Here is a 19,393-nt window from a genome sequence, read left to right on the forward strand (position 1 = left end):
GGTACTTGCAACTTCGCCCGCCCGCCCGCATAACTGCAGACATGAATCTGCCCATCCCCAAGGACGCAGCCCTGGCAGGCTTTCACCCCGCCGTCAGCGCCTGGTTCAGCCGCACATTCGCGACGGTCACTGCCGCCCAGGCCCGCGCATGGCCGTTGATCCGCCAGCGCCGCTCGACGCTGATCGCGGCGCCCACCGGCTCCGGCAAGACCCTCACCGCATTCCTCGCCGTGCTCGACGATCTGGTCCACCGTGGCCTGGAAACCCCGGACGGTCTGCCGGACGAGACGCTGGTGGTCTACGTTTCACCGCTCAAGGCGCTGTCCAACGACATCCGCATCAACCTGCAGAATCCGCTGGCCGGGATAACCGAGCAGTTGCGCCAAATGGATCTGCCGCCGCTGGAAATCACCACCGCCGTGCGCACCGGTGACACCCCGCAAAAAGACCGAGCCGCCATGCGCAAGAGCGCGCCGCACATTCTGGTGACCACCCCGGAATCGCTCTACGTGCTGCTCGGTTCCGAATCCGGCCGCAAAATGCTCGGCACCACCCGCACGGTCATCGTCGATGAAATCCACGCCATCGCTACCGGCAAACGCGGCAGTCACCTGGCCTTGAGCCTCGAACGCTTGCAGGCGTTGTGCGCCGAACCGTTGACCCGCATCGGTCTGTCGGCCACGCAAAAACCGATCGATGCCGTCGCACGCTTTCTGGTCGGCCATGAGCGCCCCTGCGAAATCATCGACATCGGCCACGCCCGCCCACGGGATCTGGGCATCGAAGTGCCGCCGGTGCCGTTGTCGGCGGTCATGGCCAATGACGTCTGGGAACTGGTTTACGACCGTCTCGCCACGCTGGCCCGTGAACACCGCACCACGCTGATTTTCCTCAACACCCGGCGCCTGGCCGAACGCCTGAGCCGGCACCTGAGCGAACGCCTCGGCAAACACGCCGTGGCCGCGCACCATGGCAGCCTCGCCAAGGAGTTTCGCCTCGATGCGGAACAACGACTCAAGCGCGGCGAACTGCAAGTGCTGATCGCCACCGCGTCACTGGAACTGGGGATCGACATCGGCGAAGTCGACCTCGTGTGTCAGATCGCCTCGCCGCGTTCGATTGCCGGATTCCTGCAACGGGTCGGCCGTTCCGGACACCAGGTCGGCGGCACGCCAAAGGGACGCCTGTTCGCCACCACCCGCGACGATCTGATCGAATGCGCCGCCCTGCTCGACTGCGTACGCCGGGGCGAACTCGACATCCTGCACATCCCCGAAGCGCCGCTGGATGTGCTGGCCCAGCAGATCATCGCCGAGGTCAGTTGTCAGGAGTGGGCCGAAGACGATTTGCTCGCGCTGTTCCGCCGGGCCGAGCCCTATGCCCGCCTCGACGAAAAACACTATCAGGCGCTACTGACGATGCTCGCCGAGGGCTACAACGGTCGCCAGGGCATCCGCAGCGCCTACCTCCATCGCGACGCCGTCAGCCGAACCCTGCGTGGGCGGCGCGGTGCGCGGCTGACGGCGGTCACAAGCGGCGGCACGATCCCGGACAACGCCGATTACAGTGTGCTGCTGGAACCTCAGGGCCTGAACATCGGCAGCGTCAACGAAGACTTCGCCGTGGAAAGCATTGCCGGCGATGTGTTCCAGCTCGGCAACACCTCTTACCGAATCCTGCGGGTGGAAACCGGCAAGGTGCGGGTCGAGGATGCCCAGGGTCAGCCGCCGACCATTCCGTTCTGGCTCGGCGAAGCGCCCGGTCGCAGCACCGAATTGTCGATGGCCGTGGCCCGCCTGCAGGCACAGCTCGATCAACTGCTGAGCGCCAGCCCCGGCAACCTGCAACCGGCCCTCGACTGGCTGACCGCAACCCTGGGACTGGACCTGGCCAGCGCCGAACAGCTTGTGGATTATCTGGCCCGAGCTCGCCTCTCCCTCGGCGCCCTGCCGTCCCAGGACACGCTGCTGATGGAGCGGTTTTTCGACGAATCCGGCGGCACTCAACTGATCATCCATTCGCCATTCGGCAGTCGTATCAACCGCGCCTGGGGCCTGGCCTTGCGCAAGCGCTTCTGCCGCACCTTCAACTTCGAATTGCAGGCCGCCGCCAGCGAAGACGCCATCGTGCTGTCGCTGTCCACCAGCCACAGTTTCGAACTCGACGAGGTCTGGCGTTATCTGCACAGCAACAGCGCCGAGCACATTCTGATTCAAGCGGTGCTGGATGCGCCGTTATTCGGTGTGCGCTGGCGCTGGAATGCCGGGGTGGCGCTGGCCCTGCCGCGCTACACCGGCGGGCGCAAAGTCGCGCCGCAATTGCAGCGGATGAAAAGCGAAGACCTGATCGCCAGCGTGTTTCCGGATCAGATCGCCTGCCTGGAAAACCTCGCCGGCGAACGGGAAATTCCCGAGCATCCGCTGGTGGAGCAAACCCTCGACGATTGCCTGCACGAGGCGATGGACAGCGAAGGCTGGCTGCAACTGCTGCGGCGCATGGAGCGCGGCGAAGTGCGGCTGATCGCCCGTGACCTTCCGGCGCCCTCGCCGCTCGCGGCGGAAATTCTCAGCGCCCGGCCTTACACCTTTCTCGACGATGCGCCGCTGGAAGAGCGTCGCACTCAAGCCGTGCTGAATCGCCGCTGGAGCGATCCGCAATCCACCGATGACCTCGGTGCGCTGGACGCCGACGCTATCGACGCCGTGCGCGAAGAGGCCTGGCCGACACCAAACAGCGCCGATGAAATGCACGAAGCGCTGATGAGTCTGGCCTGCATCAGCGAGCGCGAAGTCGAGGCCAATGCGCATTGGCGCGAATGGCTGAATGCGTTGGCCGAGACAGGGCGAGCCTGCCGATTGCAGATCGATCCCGAGCACTCGCTCTGGCTGGCACGGGAACGCCTGACCTGTCTGCAAGCGCTTTATCCACAGGCGCATTCGGCACTGCCAGCGCTACCCGGCTTCGATGAGGTCTGGACCGCCGACGATGCCTTGGTGGAAGTCATCCGCGCACGGCTGAGTGCATTCGGCCCGCTGCCGCTGGAGGCCATCGCCCGGCCGCTTTCATTGCCAGCCGCACCCTTCCATCAAGCCCTCGCCCGACTGGAGCGTGAAGGCTATGTGCTGCGCGGTCGGTTCACCCCGGGGCTGACGATTGAAGAATGGTGCGAGCGGCATCTGCTGGCGCGGATCCACCGCTACACGGTCAAGCGCCTGCGCCGGGAAATCGAACCGGTGGCATTGCAGGACTTCATGCGATTCCTGTTCGACTGGCAGCATCTGTCCCCGTCCACCCGGGGTCAGGGCAGCACCGTGTTGCCGGCAATTGTCGGTCAGTTCGAAGGCTATCCGGCAGCGGCATCGGCGTGGGACAGCGACATCCTCCCGGCGCGGCTCAAGGACTACTCACCGAGCTGGCTGGATGATCTGTGCCGCAGCGGAAAACTGGTGTGGACGCGCCTCAGCGCCCGGCAGAAAACCAGCGGCACGGCGCTGCGCAGTACGCCCGTTGTGCTATTGCCGCGCAGTCAGGTCGGGTTGTGGAGTTCGCTGGCCGAACAGACGCCGATCAGCGAACTGTCGCCCAAGACGCAGAAAGTCTTTGAGGCCCTCAGCCAGCACGGCGCGCTGTTCTTCGATGAGCTGATTCATGAAGCGCATCTGCTGCGCACCGAACTGGAAATCGCCTTGCAGGAACTGGTCGGCGCCGGTCTGGTGAATGCCGACAGCTTTGCCGGCCTGCGGGCGCTGATCACCCCGGCGAGCAAGCGCCAGCAACGCAGCAGTCGGCGCGGGCGCGGAGCCTTTGTCGGGGGCATGGACGACGCCGGGCGCTGGGCGCTGCTGCGTCGTGGGCCGGTTGTGGAAAACAGCCAGACAGCGCCGCCCGAAACCCTGGAACACATCGCCATGACCTTGTTGCGCCGTTACGGCGTGGTGTTCTGGCGCCTGCTGGAACGCGAAGCCGACTGGCTGCCGAGCTGGCGAGAATTGCTGCGCACTTTCCATCGACTGGAGGCCCGCGGCGAGATTCGTGGCGGGCGATTTGTCAGCGGTCTGGCCGGCGAACAATTCGCCCTGCCCGAGGCGATTCCGCTGTTGCGCGAGGTCCGCCGTCGCCCTCACGACGGCAGCCTGATCGCGGTGTGCGGGGTCGATCCGCTGAACCTCGCCGGCACCTTGCTACCGGGCGCAAAAGTACCTGCGCTGGCGAGCAATCGGCTGGTCTATCGCGACGGCTTGCCAGTCGCTGCGGAGGTCGCCGGCAAGCAGCAATTCTGGGTGGAACTGGACCCCACCGCCATGAGCGACATTCGAAACAAGCTGACCCGTCACTGAGTCCGCGCCTGTTCCGGCAGCATCACCGACGAATGCGCCGCCACCTCATTGTCTTGTCGCTTCGGCAACAAAACCTGCTGTGGATAAGTCTGCGCGAAATGCACCCACGGGCTGTTATCCACAAGTTTTTTCAAACGCTGGTTGAACGCGCGGCTCACCGCATATTGCCCGCCCGACACCGTGCGGAACTGCGCGGTCAGGACCACACCGTTCAGGTCCATCTTGTCCACGCCGAACACGTCCAGCGGCCCTTGCAGGTTGTACTTGAGGAACGGGTCTTCGCGGATCGAATCCCCGGTTTCGCGAATCAGTTCGATGGCTGTTTCGACATCGGTGTCGTAGGTGAACTGCACCGAGAAGAACGCGAACGCAAACTGCCGCGATTGGTTGGTCACTGCCTTGATCTGACCGAACGGCACCGAGTGCACGAAGCCTTTGCCGTCGCGCAGGCGCAGGGTGCGAATGGTCAGGCCTTCGACCGTGCCGGCATGCCCGGAATCGAGCACCACCCAATCGCCGATCGACAGCGTGTCCTCAATGATGATGAACAGCCCGGTGATCACGTCCTGCACCAGTTGCTGCGAACCGAAACCGATGGCCAGGCCGACCACCCCGGCACCGGCCAGCAGCGGCGCGACGTTGATCCCGAGATTGGCCATGGTGGTGATTGCGCAGATCACCACCAGGATGATTTTGATCGCATTGCGCAGCAGCGGCAGGATGGTTTTCACCCGGGTGCTGGGCTGGCGCGCCGAGCGTTTGCTGACCGGCGGTTTCAGCGCTTCCTGAATCGCCGTATCGAGCACCACCCACAGCAGCCACGTCACGAGGAAGATCAGGCCGATGCTGCTCAAGGCATTGCTGATCGCCCGGCCGACCGTGCTGCTTTGCGCAAAATCAATCAGCGACACGCCCCAGATCCGCCCGAGGATATCGATGAACGCAATCGCGATGACGATCCGCAGCAACGCATGCAACAGACTGAGAAAACGCTCCTTGTAGGCGCTGCTGCGCTGGATCGCCTCGGCCCGGCGTGATTTGAACAGGTGCTGCAGCACCGTGCTGAGAAACACCGTGCCGATCAGCAGCACCGTGGTGAACAGCGCGCAGCGCAGGGCCTTTTGATTGTCCTCGCCGATGCCGATCAGATTGACCGCCGAGACCAGCACCATCAACACGATCGGCCAGTACCAGAGCCCGGAAAAGATCCGCAGCGACTCCTGCAGCGAGGGTTGTTTCAGACGCTGGGCCAGCGGTCGGTTGCGGATCAGGTGCGCCACCGGCCGGCGCAGACGAATCACCAACAGACCGAAGATGATCGACGCCAGCAGACCAGTGAACACCGCGATGCTGCTGGTGATATTGCCGCCCAGTTGCCGGGCGATCTGCGGGCTGGTCAACGCGTCACTCAACGCGGCGAGAAAGCCGATCAGGAACAGCGGTTTCGGGCAGTAGTCGCGAATGATCTGCACCGCTCGTCGCTTGTGGCCGGTATTGAACATCACCACTACGCACAAAAGCATCGAGGTGGAAAAAATACCGCTGCTGGTGGCGTAGGCAAAACACAGCGCCAGCGCCCGGCCGACCGAGGCCGGCAGGAAGTGACTGACGTACAGGGTCAACGGCAGACAGATCAACGCAGGCAATGTGTAGGGCAACAAATAACCGATCAGGTCCTGACTGCGGTGGCGGGTGCGCAGCCAGCGGCCCTCGCGCATCCGCTTGGCCAGCACGCTGCCAAGCACGGTCAACACGGCGAAGGTGCCGAGCCACACGCCGGACAGCATCATGAAATCCCCGGCCACGCTCCACCCCGAGCGATCCGACGGCTGATTGACCAGCCTGTCGACTTCATCCGCCGCCCGGTCGGCCCGCAGACGCCAGGCATCGACCAGATGCTCGTTGAGATCGAGCTTGTCCTGCACGTCGTCGATGCTGGAACTGATGGCGCCGAGCAGTCCGCCCTGCACCAATGGCTCGGGTTCGGCGGCTTTTGCGGTGGCTGCCGGGACGCCCGGCAATGTGGCGGCCTGCAGCATCTGGCCGCCGGAAAACAGCAGCGCCCCCAATAGAATTGCGATCCTGAACCTGGTCAAAACGCAGAGCTCCCTTGGTTGAACCTGTAAGGAACTGAGCGTTTTTTGCTCGGCAAAGTTCAAGAACGCCTTGAAGGCGGCTTTTGATCTTTGCTCTCAGGTCAAATATCAAATGCCCATCCCTGTATTTTTCAGCCCCTGCCAAACCCCGACACTGCGCTCCATTCAATCCTCTACCGGAGTGCCGTCATGCCCATTGCCTTGCTCGCGCTGACTCTCAGCGCATTCGCCATCGGGACGACCGAGTTCGTCATCGTTGGCCTGCTTCCCACCATCGGCGCCGATCTTGGCGTCAGCCTGCCGTCCGCCGGGCTGCTGGTCAGTCTCTACGCTCTTGGCGTAGCCATCGGTGCGCCGGTGCTGACCGCGCTCACCGGCAAAGTCCCGCGCAAGCTGTTGCTGCTGTCGCTGATGGTGCTGTTCACTCTCGGTAACCTGCTGGCGTGGCTGGCGCCAAGTTATGAATCGCTGGTACTGGCGCGGATCGTCACCGGTCTGGCCCACGGCGTGTTCTTCTCCATCGGCTCGACCATCGCCACCAGCCTGGTGCCCAAGGAAAAAGCAGCGAGTGCGATTGCAATCATGTTCACCGGCCTGACCGTGGCGCTGGTCACCGGCGTACCGCTGGGCACCTTCATCGGTCAGCATTTCGGCTGGCGTGAAACCTTCCTCGCGGTGTCGGCGCTGGGTGTCATCGCGTTCATCGGCAGCTTGCTGTACGTGCCGAAAAACATCGCCCACAGCAAACCGGCTTCGCTGCTGCAACAGCTGCAAGTACTCAAGCAACCGCGCCTGTTGCTGGTCTACGCCATGACCGCCATCGGTTACGGCGGCTCGTTCATCGCCTTCACCTATCTGGCGCCGATTCTTCAGGACATCTCGGGCTTCAGTGCCGGCACGGTCAGCCTGGTGCTGCTGGTGTACGGCGTGTCGGTCGCCGTCGGCAATATCTGGGGCGGCAAACTGGCAGACAAGCGCGGGCCGATCAGCGCCCTGAAAATCATCTTTGCCCTGCTCGCCGCCGTGCTGTTCGTGCTCACCTTCACCGCCGCCAATCCGTGGCTGGCGCTGGCCACCGTGCTGGTCTGGGGTGCGGTCGCCTTCGGCAACGTGCCGGGCCTGCAGGTGTATGTGGTGCGTCAGGCTGAACATCACACGCCGCAAGCGGTGGATGTGGCGTCGGGGCTGAATATTGCCGCGTTCAACCTGGGGATTGCCGGGGGCGCCTGGGGTGGCGGGCTGATTGTCGAGCACATCGGCCTGATTCATACCGCATGGATCGGCGGGCTGGTGGTACTGGTGGCATTGGCCCTGACCGCGTTGAGCGGTCGCCTCGACCGACTGGGCCCGGTGTATGCCGAACCTGTTGAAGGCTCCACCCGCGTCGTTGCCGGCCACTGATCCGGCGAATACCGACCGTCCGTAGTCCCGTCGAAACTTTCCCGAACCGCCCGCAGTCACCAACAGACAGAGGCGGTACGAGGACTTTCGACGGGAGAACGGCATGACAGCGATTCACATCGATGGCCCACCTGGGCGCAGCAAGCGCCACACCTCGGCAGGCATGCCGTCATGAGCATTCCGGAGCCGGTCGGCGTCACCGACGAACAGGCCACCGTCATCACGACGGTGCGCCGCTTCACGGTGCTGACGGTCAACACCCACAAAGGGTTCACCGCGCTGAACCGGCGCTTCATCCTCCCCGAACTGCGCGAAGCGGTCCGCAGCGTCTCCGCCGACGTGGTGTTTCTGCAGGAAGTCCACGGCACCCACGAACACCATCCCAAGCGCTACAACAACTGGCCGACCATGCCGCAGTACGAATTCCTCGCCGACAGCCTGTGGCCGCAGTTCGCCTATGGGCGCAACGCGGTGTACCCGGAGGGCGATCACGGCAACGCGCTGCTGTCGAAATTTCAGATCGTGCGCCACGACAACCTTGACGTTTCCATCAGCGGCCACGAAAACCGTGGCCTCTTGCACTGCGTCCTGCGCCTGCCGGGAGACGATCGCGAACTGCACGCGATCTGCGTCCATCTGGGCCTGCGTGAAAGTCATCGCAACGCACAGCTGAGGCTACTGGGCAAACGCCTCGCCAACCTGCCGGACGATGTGCCGGTCATCGTCGCCGGCGACTTCAACGACTGGCGTCAGCGCGCCGATGCGTTGCTTGAACCCTGCGGTCTGCGGGAAGTGTTTGCCGAACATCAGGGCAAACCGGCGCGCAGTTTTCCGGCGCGCTGGCCGGCGCTGCGGCTGGACCGGATCTACGTGCGCAACCTCAAGGCCAGCCAGCCGAGGGTGCTCGCCAACCGGCCCTGGTCGCACCTTTCCGATCACGTGCCGTTGTCCGTGGAGATCGAACTATGAGCAGCGCGCCGCTGGAAAAATCCGCCGTGGAACCGATCACCATCACCCCACCGATCCGCGAGCCCGGCCACGTCGATGTCGACTATGGCTGGCAGGGCAGCAACCGCGTGGAACTGCTGGAAAATGGTGAGGAATACTTCCCCCGAGTCTTCGACGCCATGCGCGCAGCGAAGAGTGAAATCCTGCTGGAGACCTTCATTGTTTTCGAAGACAAGGTCGGCAACGAACTGCAGCAGATCCTGATCGATGCCGCCCGGCGTGGCGTACGCACTACCGTCAGCCTCGACGGCTTCGGTTGCGGTGAACTGAGCACCGGATATCTCACCGCGCTGAGCGAGGCCGGTGTGCACCTGCAAATCTTCGACCCGGCACCCAAACGCCTGGGCTTTCGCACCAACTGGTTCCGTCGCCTGCACCGCAAGATCGTGGTGGTCGACGGGCTGACTGCGTTCATCGGCGGGATCAATTTCTCCGGCGATCATCTGGCTGATTTCGGCCCGGAGGCGAAGCAGGATTACGCCGTGGAAGTTCAGGGGCCGGCGGTGGCCGACATCCATCATTTCGCCCTGCTGCAAAGCGGTCGCCCCGGACGGGCGCGCTTCTGGTGGCAGCGCCGGCGCCAGCGTCGGGCGGAGATGGCGTTCACCGAGCACGACGGTCAGGTGCGCCTGGTTTTTCGCGATAACGACCGGCATCACACCGATATCGAAGACATTTACTTGCAGGTCCTGCGTCGTGCGAAACGCCGGGTGGTGATCGCCAATGCCTATTTCTTTCCCGGTTATCGCTTGCTGCGCGAGATGCGCAACGCGGCTCGGCGCGGCGTCGATGTGCGGCTGATTCTGCAGGGCCAGCCGGACATGCTGGTGGCCAAGCTCGCGGCGCGCATGACCTACGACTACCTGCTCAAGGCCGGGGTGCAGATTCACGAATATTGCCAGCGGCCGCTGCACGGCAAAGTCGCGTTGGTGGATGAAGAATGGAGCACCGTCGGGTCGAGCAATCTCGATCCGCTGAGCCTGTCGCTGAACCTGGAAGCCAACGTGTTGATCCGCGACCGGGCCTTCAATGCTCATCTGTTTGAGCGACTCGAAGATCTGAGCAACAACCACTGCAAAGCGATGGACGCCAGCAAGTCGCCGCGCGGGCGCCTCTGGCACATGACCGTGGGGTTTCTGGTGTTTCACTTCCTGCGCCACTTTCCAGCGATGGCCGGTTGGCTGCCCGCGCATAAACCCCGTTTGAAACCCTTCATCGGCAAGCGCGGGAGCGATCCGTCATGAGTCGTTCCGATGCTCCGTCCGCGACGCATTCGCCACCCGCCGCCACATCTCGCTGGAGCCGCCGGAAGCGCCCGCTGACGTTGCTGTTTTTTCTCGCGCTGATCGTCCTGCTGACAATGTTCGCCAGCCGCATCGAATGGGCCGAGGTGCTGCAAACCCTCGCCGACTTCAAGGTGCGCACGCTGATCATCGCTTCCAGCCTGACGCTGTTGAGCTTTCTGGTGTACGCCAGTTTCGACCTGATCGGCCGAACTTACATCCGTCAGGACCTGACATGGAAACAGATCCTGCCGGTGGGCATCATCAGCTACGCGTTCAACCTCAACCTGAGCGCGTGGGTCGGCGGGATCGCCATGCGTTATCGGTTGTATTCAAGGCTTGGCGTGAGCAAAAGCAACATCGCCAAGATTCTCGGGCTGAGCCTGGCGACCAACTGGTTCGGCTACATGACTATCGCTGGCGCGGTGTTCAGCAGCGGGCTGGTGCGCATGCCGCCGGGGTGGAAAGTCAGCAGCGATGCGTTGCAGGGGATTGGCGTGTTGCTGCTGTTGATCAGCCTCGGTTACCTGGTCGCCTGCCGGTTTTCCCGGCGGCGCGAGTGGTCGATTCGCGGGGTGGAAATCAACCTGCCGTCGCTGCGCATGGCGGTCCTGCAACTGCTGCTCGGTGCGCTCAACTGGTCATTGATGGCGGCGGTGATTTTCACCTTGCTGCCGAGCAAGCTCGACTATCCGCTGGTGCTCGGCGTGCTGCTGATCAGCGCGATTGCCGGAGTCATCACTCACATTCCCGCCGGGCTCGGCGTGCTGGAAGCGGTGTTCGTCGCCCTGCTGCAACACGAGGCATCGCGCGGCAGTCTGGTGGCAGGTTTGCTGGCCTATCGGGCGATCTATTTCCTGCTGCCGCTGCTGATCACCGTGGTGATGTACCTGGTGGTGGAAGCCAAGGCCAAGGCGCTCCGGATCGAGAAGAAACCCAAGCCCTGATCAGCGCGACTGAATGATGCTCAAGCGTTCCCCCACCACCATCTCGGTGATCCAGTCGACCAGAATCGAGGTGTAGGCCTGCTGCGAGGTTGGATCGCTCAAAGCATGGTCGGCACCGTCGATGATGCGATGGGTCAGCGAGTGAGTCTGTTGGCACGCGGCGCGGTAACTCATGATCGTCGCGTGAGGCACATAGTCGTCGGTTTCCGATTGCACCAGCAGCACGTCACCGGTGAATTGCGAGCAGGCATGCAGCGCCCGGTTGCTGTCGGCCCGCACCAGCGTGCCGCGATAATCGCGCAAGTCGGCCTTGTCCAGATCGCGTTTGGGCGTGTGCCATTGTTCGTCGCGGTACAGCGCCGGCACCCGCAGCGCCAGCCAGCGCACCGGGCGCAATGAGGTGAGGATCGAGGCGAGATAACCACCGTAGCTGGTACCGACCACCGCGATGGCCGAGGTGTCCAGCGCCGGGTGGGCGAGCAATCGGTCGTAAGCTGCGAGCAGGTCGCGCAGGTTGTCTTCTCGGGTCACCCGGCTCAACGGAATGCCGGTGCCGCCGGTGTGCCCGCGCAAGTCGAATGTCAGGCACACGCAGCCCAGACCGGCGATGCCTTTGGCCCGTTCCAGGTCCCGCTCCTGACTGCCGCCCCAGCCGTGCACGAACAACACGCCTGGGACTTTCGATTTGGGACTGAGGAAGGTCCCGCTCATCTGTTCGTCATCAATGTCGATCTGAATGCTTTCGCTTCTAGCCGTCATAGGATTGGACCGTTACGTATTTGAGGAGAAAGTCGCTGTTCTCGGCCGGGCCGCGATAGACCTCGATGGCATCCGCCGGCAGGGCCCGGTCGATGTAGGTTTCCACCGACGACACGCGGATCGCGCGCATCGACGGGTCGTTGACGAAACTCTGCAACGCCGCCACTTCCGCGCTGCTCGCGCCGCCCATGCGCCAGGATTGTTCGAGCACGCCGCTGCGCTTCTGGCCTTCGCTGTCCAGACCTTGAGCGATGTCGTAGTTGCGTCGCGAAGCATAGAACCGTGGATAGGCTTCGTCCGCCGCCCGGTCGAACACCTGCGCCTGTTCGATAGCCAATCGCACATCGTCCGGCAAATTCAGTTTCAGCAAGTCCGCATAACCGCCCTGCACTACCAGCAGGTTCGAGCCGCCATAGACCTCTTCGCCGAGGGCGTCTTCGGTCAAGTATTGATCACCGCAGTAACTGAGCACCCGGTCGCCGATGAACGACTGACCGACGCTGTGGGTGACCACCTGGCTCAGGTCCTGTTCGAGCACCACGCCGTCGCTGAACTGTCTGGCAATATCGGGACGCGCGAGAATTTCGTCGAAAGCGTCGAGGCTCTTGATCACTTCCTGTCCGCGACCGGCGCACGCATGAATCGGTTTGAGACGGATCGGGCCGCTGTACAACAGATGTTCGGCGGCAGGTCGCGCATCTTCCAGGGCAAACACACTGAGCCCGTCGAGCACGACATTGCGCGTGCGTTCTGAAAACAGCGGTGACCAGCCTTCTGGTGCATGGGCCTGATGGCTGCGCAAGCCATGGCTGATGGCTTTGGTGCAGATGAAATCGTGCTCGACGAAACCGCCCCACAGACCCTCGGGGCCCTTGATGCCCAGTTCATGGGCCTTGGCAGCGCCGACGATGGTTTGGGTCGGCAGCAGATACAGGTCGCGACCATGGTGCTTTTGCGCGTCGTAGCTGCCGCCGAATTTCAGTCCGAGAATCTGCGCCAGCCAGCGGGCCAGCGCCTTGTTGGTCTGCACTTCGTGTTGCGGCGCGTCGGGGCGTACGGAATGGGCGACCACTATTCTGTTGCGAGGTGTCGGGGTCATGCGTCCCCCTTCCAGCGGCTCGGTGAATGTAGGTCAGAGGGTGCAGAGATCAGGCCAAACCATGACGACGCCAAAACCTTTGCGGATCAGTCGATTAGCCTTTTCGTACTGGCGTTGCGCCCGTTTCAATCTGCACGATGGCCGCCACGGCCACGGCATTTTGCACGATCGCGCGGTGTTATCTCGCCAGCGAGGTCGGCGGGGTCACGCCGAACCGATTGCGGTAGTCACTCGGCGCCAGCCCGGTGATTTTCTTGAAGATGGCGCGAAAGGCTCCCGGATCCTGATACCCCACCGTCCACGCAATGTGATCGATGGTGCCGTTGCTGAACTCGAGCATTTCCCGGGCCTTGCCGACCCGCAGGTGTTGGCAGTATTCAGTAGGTTTCAGGCCGGTCGCCGCCCGAAAGCGTCGCAGGAATGTGCGCTCCTCCAGCCCCGAGCGCTCGGCCATCGCAGCCAGCGAAACGTCAGTCGCGCCGGTGCTTTGCAGCCAGTGCTGGACCTTGAGAATCGACGCGTCGCCATGGCCGAGGATCGGCGCGAAATTGCTGCCGCAGGCACTGGCGCTGTCGCTATGTTCCATGACCAGGAACCGTGCGGTTGCGCTGGCGATGCTCGGCCCGAGCAGGCGATCGACCAGCCGCAGTCCCAGTTCTGACCAGGCCATCAACCCGGCCGTGGTGATCAAGTCGCCGTCATCGACAATCGGTGTGTCGGCCTTGAGTTTGATCTGCGGATAACGCTCGGCAAAGGCCTTGGCCGAGGTCCAGTGAGTGGTGGCGCTGCGACCGTTGAGCAGGCCGCTTTCGGCCAGCAGCCACGAGCCCACGCAGACGCCGCCCAGCGTCGCGCCACGGCCATGCTGATCGCGCAGCCATTGCAGCAATCCCGGCGATGCTTGCTCTGCGCTGAACCCGGCGATCGACGGCGGAATCAGCACCGCCAGCAAGCCCGTTTCGGTAGCAGGATGACTGTCGTAAACCCTGACCGGGGCCTGCTCGTTCCCGACCTGCCAGTGGCTCACTCGCAGTCGCGGCAATTGCGCGGCCTGATGCTCGACGGCGATCCGGTCGGCCACGCCGAACAGGTCGGTCAAGCCATGCACCGCTGCCAGTTGCGCGCCGGGATAAATCAGCACGCCCAGCTCGGCAACGGCCCTTTCAACGCCCATTGTCAGTTTTCCCCTGTCTATTGTCGGTGCGGCCAATCCTCGAAGACGTAGCGGGCGCCGATACTGAATCCACTCCCAACAAACACTTCGAGGAAACACCCATGGCCAGGCAAGCGCTCATCGTAGTCGATATCCAGAACGACTACTTCCCCCAAGGCAAGTGGCCGCTGGCTGGCGTCGACGCCGCCGCCGACAACGCCGCCCGACTGATCGCCGCGTTCCGTGAAGCGGGTGATCCGGTGATTCATATCCGTCACGAATTCACCTCGGCGGACGCACCGTTCTTCACCCCGGGCTCCGAGGGCGCAAGGCTGCACCCCAAAGTGCTCAACCGCTCCGACGAACCGGTGGTGCTCAAGCACTTCGTCAACGCCTTTCGCGAAACCGAACTGCAATCGATCCTCGATGAACAAGACATCAAGGCACTGGTGGTGGTCGGCAGCATGAGCCACATGTGCATCGACGGCGCGGTCCGGGCTGCGGCGGATCTGGGCTACACCGTCACGGTGATCCACGATGCCTGCGCCACCCGCGACCTGGAATTCAATGGCCTGACCGTGCCGGCCGCCCAGGTGCATGCGGCGTTCATGTCTTCGCTGGGGTTTGCCTACGCCAGTGTGGTCTCGGCAGACGATTTCCTCGTGGCCACCCGCTGATCCTCATACACGAACGTCCGCAAGAAAGACCGGCCCGCCAAGTTGCGGGCCTTTTTTCGCGCGCTGAAAAAATCTCACGCGTGAGCCATTGATGGCACTTTGAATTGGTTGTAGTGTGGCTCACGCGTGAGATGTTCATAACGGAGTCATCGCCATGAAAAGCAGCTCCCCTGCAACAAAATCGGAGAGCCCGAAGGGAGTGCGCTCGACAACGTCCGCGAAAAAACCGTCGAGCTTCTATATGAAGCAGATGCGCGCGGGCCTGGCTGCCGCCGGTTATGTGAAACACGAAACTTGGGTGCTTCCCGAAAACCGAAGCTTGCTCAAGCAAATGGAGCAACAGCTACGCCAACCGATTCTGGCTGGCTCTTTCATGTCGGAGAATTACATGAGCGCAGGCAACAACTGGAACATCGATAGCCTCTACAACGCTTTCAAGGCACTGGACGAGGTGGCGTCCCACGAGATCACGCTGTCCCTGATCCAGAGCGCCGAACCCAGCCTCAAGCTGGAAATGAACGAATTCGGCGGCCTGCCGATTCACATCGCCATCGCGGGTCAGCAGATCATCGTCGATACCGTGCTGGTGGACATCGATTCGATTACCGACGTGCGCACCTTCAACGACGCGGTGCTGCGCAGCCGGGAAATGTTCCCGCTGTCGTCGATCGGCATCGAGACCATGCCGAACGGCCAGACCGTCTACAACATGTTCGGCGCGCTGAGTGCGGATTCGAGCCTGACCAACGTCGTCACCGAGGTGAAAACCCTGGTCGACAACGTGCAGCGCGCCAGCGAAGCCTTCGAACACTTCTTCAAGTAATCAACAGGGAAAATCCAATGACTCAGTCCATCTGGAGCAAGTTGTTCACCGCTCTGCGCGGCGGCGCCAATGAAGTCGGCGAAGCGATCGTCGACCAACAGGCCCTGCGCATCCTCGACCAGGAAATCCGTGACGCCGACAGCGCCCTGTCCAACGCCCGTCGCGAACTGGTCACCATCATGGCCAAGCACAAACTGTCCGCCGACCGCGTGAGCGAGTACGACGCCAAGATCAAGGACCTGGAAGCCAAGGCAGTCTCCGCCCTGAACGCCGGCCGTGAAGATCTGGCGATGGAAGTGGCCGAAGCGATTTCGACCCTGACCAACGACCTGAGCACCGAGAAGGCCCAGAGCGACGAGTTCGGCACCTACGCCGACAACATGCGCAAGGACATCAACAAGGCCGAAGCGCGGATCAAAAGCCTGCGTCAGCAAGTGGACATGGCCAAGGCCCGTGAAAGCGTGCAGAAAGCCCAGGTCAGTGCCTCCATCGCCAGCGGCGGCGCCAACGGCAAGCTGGAAACCGCAGTCGGCACCCTGAACCGCCTGCAAGAGAAGCAAAAGCAGCGTGCCGCCGAGCTGAACGCTCAGGACGAACTGGCCGATGCCACGACCGGCAACGATCTGGAGCGCAAGCTGCGCGACGCCGGCATCACGCCGAACGAGGGCAGCGCCAACGCGATCCTCGAGCGCCTGAAGCAGAAGTCGGCCCAGTAAGGGCAGACAGAAGAAAAGAAGGGCACCGGGTGCCCTTCTTTTTTGCCTGCTCGTTTGTCACGAGGCCGGTACACTAGCGGCGTTTTGCCAACGAACACCTCCACCCGCTTCAAGGAATGTACCCATGGGATGGTTAAAGAATTTGCTCGGCACCGGTTCGGCCCCTGCACCTGCACGCGAGGCGGCCAGCGGCCCGTTGGGCCTGGCGCAGGGCAAGGCGATCCGGTTCGACTCGACGCTCGGCCTGCTGCTCGACGGCAGCACCTCGGTACGGGTCCCCGATGCCCAGGCCATCTGGAGCGCCGGCTGGATCGACCTCGGCCAGTCGAACAAGCTGTATCGCTACTACCTGGACAACGAAGATTTCTGGCTGCAAGTCCACGTAACCGGCGACGATCAGATCGAATCGGTGACGCTGTTCAATTACGTCAGCTATGTCACGGTCAACAGTGACGCCGAACTGCAGCGCCTGGCGGGCCCGAACAGCCTGATCGGCCTGCCGGCCTACACCCATGACGGCGTGTCCTTCACCCGTGAATGGGGCACCGAACGCGGCCAGACCGAACTGGTCCCGCTCACCGAGCAAGTGGTCAATCCCGACGAGTCCTACACCATCGAACACCATTCGATGCTGTACGCCCGGGAAACCGGCCTGACCGACCGTCGCGAGCTGCTGCTGTTCTCCGTCGAGCAGGATGAAGAAGGCACTGTCAGCCTGAGCACATCGCTGGGCATCTCGCTGTACACCACCGATCTGAGCACCATTTAAAAGGAAGTTCCCCATGCTGGAAGTGCTGTCCGTTTCCCTGAACAAGGCCGCGCTGGTCGGTTTCGCCGCCTATCTGATCGGCGCCGTGCTGCTGTTCATGCTGTTTCAGTTCGTCTACACACGCATCACGCCGCACAAGGAATTCGAACTGATCCGCGGCGGCAACAACGCGGCCGCCATCGCCCTGTCGGGCGCGATCATCGGTTTCGCGATCCCGGCGAGCAACATCATCGCCCACTCGATCAACGTCCTCGATTTCGTCCTCTGGGCCGTGATCGCCGCTGCGGTGCAACTGCTGGCATTCCTGGCCACCGGACTGGTGCTCAAAGGCACGTCCCAGCGCATCGCCAACGGTGAAGTTGCCGCCGGCATCTACGTGGCAGCGGTGGCGATCAGCGTCGGCATGCTCAACGCCGCGTGCATGACCCCGTCCTACTGATCGGCAGGAAGCCCGAGATGAAACGAAGCAAGTACGTTCAACTGTCCCTCGCCGCATCAGTGGCCCTGGCGATTTCCGGTGAAGCAGCCGCCCAGGAACAACAGCGCACCTTCCAGAGCGTGGAACAGTGCGTCGACGCCGAAGTGGCTGCCGATGCCTGCTCGAATGCCTACGTCGCGGCCCTGGCCGAACACCGGCGTATCGCCCCGGCTTATGACGACAAAACCAAGTGCGACGCGGACTTTGCCGCCGGCTGGTGTCAGAAGAACTCCGACGGCCGCTTTGTGCCGAAGCTCGGTGGTTTCAAGGTGCCGCAAAACACCGAGCCGGCACAGAACCTTGATGCGATTGCCAATGCGCAGATGCCGGAAGGCAATGCCGAGCCCGTGCAGACCACCCAGAACACGACCCACGTCTCCAGCGGTGGCGGGTCGAGCAACGGGTGGCTCACCGGATGGCTGATCGGCAATGCCATGAGCAACAACTCGCGGACGGTGTATCGCGACCGCGATACGCGCCAGACGTACGACACTTCGACGCTGAACCGGCGGATCGAATCGGCTCCGACCACTCGCAGCAATTCGGACTACACCAGCTCCCGTAGTAAATCGGTCAACGTGGCGTCTTCCACTTCCCGTGGCGGTTTCGGCAGCCAGTCCAGCGCACGCAGCGGTTGGGGCGGCTGGGGCAGTTCGAGCAGCTGATGAAGAAGATCCATTGCGCCGAGCGCCACGACTGGAAACAGACGGCCGAAAGCCTCGGTTTTCTGTTCCACACCATCGACGACGAGCCCTACTGGGAAGAACGCGCGTACTACCAGTTCACGCTCACGCAGATCGAAAATGATCTCGAGGATCCGACCACCGAACTGCACGAGATGTGCATGGATCTGGTGGACCGGGTCGTGCGCAGCGAGGAGCTGCTTGATCGCTTGAGCATCCCCGCGTCGTACTACGACATGATCCGAACGTCCTGGCTGGAAGGTCATCCGCATCTGTACGGACGCATGGACTTCTCCTACAGCGGCAACGGCCCGGCGAAACTGCTGGAGCTCAACTACGACACGCCCACCAGCCTGTACGAAGCCTCGGCCTTCCAGTGGGGCTGGCTTGAGCAATGCATCGAGCGCGGGATGCTGCCGCGCCATGCCGACCAGTTCAACAGCATCGACACCCGACTGCACGAAGCCTTTGCCGCGCTGAAACTCAAGCGCCCGTTTTACTTTGCCTCGATGAAAGGTTCGGTCGAGGACAAGGGCACCACGGACTACCTGCGACTGATCGCGGAAAAGGTCGGCATCGAATCGCGGCACATCGATATCGAAGACATCGGCCTGACAACTGAAGGACGTTTCGTCGACCTTGAGGATCGCTGGATTCCGCACCTGTTCAAGCTGCACGCCTGGGAATTCATCTTCCACGAGCCGTTCGGTGCAGCCATCGCCGATTGCGATACGCAATTTTTCGAACCGGCGTGGAAGGCCATTCTCTCCAATAAAGGCGCCCTGCCCTTGCTCTGGGAATTGCACAAGGGCCATCCGAATCTGCTGGCCGCTCATCTCGATCCGGATCCGGCCAGCGCAGTGCCCAGGGGCTGGGTGCGCAAGCCGTACTTTTCCCGGGAAGGTGCCAACATCGAGCTGCAAACTGCCGACGGTCTGATCGTCAAAGAGGACGGCCCCTACACGGATGCGCCCTTCATCCTGCAGGAATTTGCGCCGCTGCCAAGGTTCGATGACAGCTACACGCTGATTGGGTCCTGGGTGATCGGCGACCAGGCCGCAGGAATTGGCGTGCGCGAAGACAATAGCCTGATCACCAAGGACTCGAGCCGTTTTTTACCGCACCTGATTCTTGACTGATTCGAGACCGGCAATAAAAAACCCG

Annotated in this window: 16 protein-coding genes; 12 read left to right on the forward strand and 4 right to left on the reverse strand. The window is 62.6% G+C overall.

Features of this window, described 5'->3' with window-relative positions:
• Positions 1 to 41: 41 nt before the first annotated feature.
• Positions 42 to 4,337, forward strand: coding sequence for a DEAD/DEAH box helicase (locus M5B44_RS22575; protein ID WP_248740543.1), 4,296 nt, complete (start codon positions 42 to 44; stop codon positions 4,335 to 4,337).
• Here the strand turns inward: M5B44_RS22575 and M5B44_RS22580 are convergent.
• Complete coding sequence (locus tag M5B44_RS22580) at positions 4,331 to 6,433, reverse strand: mechanosensitive ion channel family protein (RefSeq protein WP_248740544.1); 2,103 nt, start codon at positions 6,431 to 6,433, stop codon at positions 4,331 to 4,333. The genes M5B44_RS22575 and M5B44_RS22580 overlap by 7 nt on opposite strands.
• A gap of 189 nt (positions 6,434 to 6,622) precedes the next feature.
• On the opposite strand from M5B44_RS22580, the gene M5B44_RS22585 reads away from it, so the two are divergent.
• The 4 genes from M5B44_RS22585 (at position 6,623) to M5B44_RS22600 (ending at position 11,072) form a co-directional block, all read left to right on the forward strand.
• On the forward strand, positions 6,623 to 7,834 hold the full coding sequence (locus M5B44_RS22585) for an MFS transporter (protein ID WP_248740545.1): 1,212 nt from the start codon (positions 6,623 to 6,625) through the stop codon (positions 7,832 to 7,834).
• A 171-nt stretch (positions 7,835 to 8,005) separates the two neighbouring features.
• Complete coding sequence (locus M5B44_RS22590; RefSeq protein ID WP_248740546.1) at positions 8,006 to 8,803, forward strand: endonuclease/exonuclease/phosphatase family protein; 798 nt, start codon at positions 8,006 to 8,008, stop codon at positions 8,801 to 8,803.
• The gene (gene clsB / locus M5B44_RS22595) at positions 8,800 to 10,086 is read left to right on the forward strand and encodes a cardiolipin synthase ClsB (protein WP_248740547.1); all 1,287 of its coding nucleotides are present in this window, start codon (positions 8,800 to 8,802) and stop codon (positions 10,084 to 10,086) included. The genes M5B44_RS22590 and clsB overlap by 4 nt, the downstream gene beginning before the upstream one ends.
• On the forward strand, positions 10,083 to 11,072 hold the full coding sequence (locus M5B44_RS22600) for a lysylphosphatidylglycerol synthase domain-containing protein (protein WP_248740548.1): 990 nt from the start codon (positions 10,083 to 10,085) through the stop codon (positions 11,070 to 11,072). Before clsB ends, M5B44_RS22600 begins: the two co-directional genes overlap by 4 nt.
• On the opposite strand, the gene M5B44_RS22605 is transcribed toward M5B44_RS22600, so the two are convergent.
• From M5B44_RS22605 to M5B44_RS22615, 3 genes are all read right to left on the reverse strand, one after another.
• Positions 11,073 to 11,831, reverse strand: coding sequence for an alpha/beta hydrolase family protein (locus M5B44_RS22605; protein ID WP_007955615.1), 759 nt, complete (start codon positions 11,829 to 11,831; stop codon positions 11,073 to 11,075). It lies immediately after the preceding gene.
• Positions 11,821 to 12,930, reverse strand: coding sequence for a DUF3182 family protein (locus tag M5B44_RS22610; RefSeq protein ID WP_248740549.1), 1,110 nt, complete (start codon positions 12,928 to 12,930; stop codon positions 11,821 to 11,823). The genes M5B44_RS22605 and M5B44_RS22610 overlap by 11 nt, the downstream gene beginning before the upstream one ends.
• A 178-nt stretch (positions 12,931 to 13,108) precedes the next feature.
• Positions 13,109 to 14,104 carry a GlxA family transcriptional regulator gene (locus tag M5B44_RS22615; protein WP_248740550.1) on the reverse strand — a complete coding sequence of 332 codons (996 nt, stop codon included), beginning with the start codon at positions 14,102 to 14,104 and terminating at the stop codon, positions 13,109 to 13,111.
• A 101-nt stretch (positions 14,105 to 14,205) separates the two neighbouring features.
• Between M5B44_RS22615 and M5B44_RS22620 the strand changes: the two genes are divergently transcribed.
• From M5B44_RS22620 to M5B44_RS22650, 7 genes are all read left to right on the forward strand, one after another.
• Entirely contained in the window at positions 14,206 to 14,760 is a 555-nt protein-coding gene (locus M5B44_RS22620; RefSeq protein ID WP_248740551.1) for a cysteine hydrolase family protein, read from the forward strand.
• Between the two features lie 154 nt (positions 14,761 to 14,914).
• Positions 14,915 to 15,583, forward strand: coding sequence for a YjfI family protein (locus M5B44_RS22625; RefSeq protein ID WP_134828264.1), 669 nt, complete (start codon positions 14,915 to 14,917; stop codon positions 15,581 to 15,583).
• A gap of 17 nt (positions 15,584 to 15,600) precedes the next feature.
• Positions 15,601 to 16,299, forward strand: a complete 699-nt coding sequence (locus M5B44_RS22630) for a PspA/IM30 family protein (RefSeq protein ID WP_114885831.1) — start codon at positions 15,601 to 15,603, stop codon at positions 16,297 to 16,299.
• 124 nt (positions 16,300 to 16,423) lie between these two features.
• Entirely contained in the window at positions 16,424 to 17,068 is a 645-nt protein-coding gene (locus M5B44_RS22635) for a DUF2491 family protein (RefSeq protein ID WP_248740552.1), read from the forward strand.
• Between the two features lie 13 nt (positions 17,069 to 17,081).
• Positions 17,082 to 17,507 (forward strand): DUF350 domain-containing protein, encoded by a 426-nt coding sequence (locus M5B44_RS22640; RefSeq protein ID WP_085712345.1) that lies wholly within the window; start codon positions 17,082 to 17,084, stop codon positions 17,505 to 17,507.
• Positions 17,508 to 17,524: 17 nt separating this feature from the next.
• Positions 17,525 to 18,211 (forward strand): DUF1190 domain-containing protein, encoded by a 687-nt coding sequence (locus M5B44_RS22645; protein ID WP_248740553.1) that lies wholly within the window; start codon positions 17,525 to 17,527, stop codon positions 18,209 to 18,211.
• Entirely contained in the window at positions 18,211 to 19,368 is a 1,158-nt protein-coding gene (locus M5B44_RS22650) for a glutathionylspermidine synthase family protein (protein ID WP_248740554.1), read from the forward strand. The genes M5B44_RS22645 and M5B44_RS22650 overlap by 1 nt, the downstream gene beginning before the upstream one ends.
• The last annotated feature ends 25 nt before the right edge of the window (positions 19,369 to 19,393 follow it).

The organism is Pseudomonas sp. MWU12-2029, assembly GCF_023242425.1.
GTDB classification, from domain to species: Bacteria; Pseudomonadota; Gammaproteobacteria; order Pseudomonadales; family Pseudomonadaceae; genus Aquipseudomonas; species Aquipseudomonas kribbensis.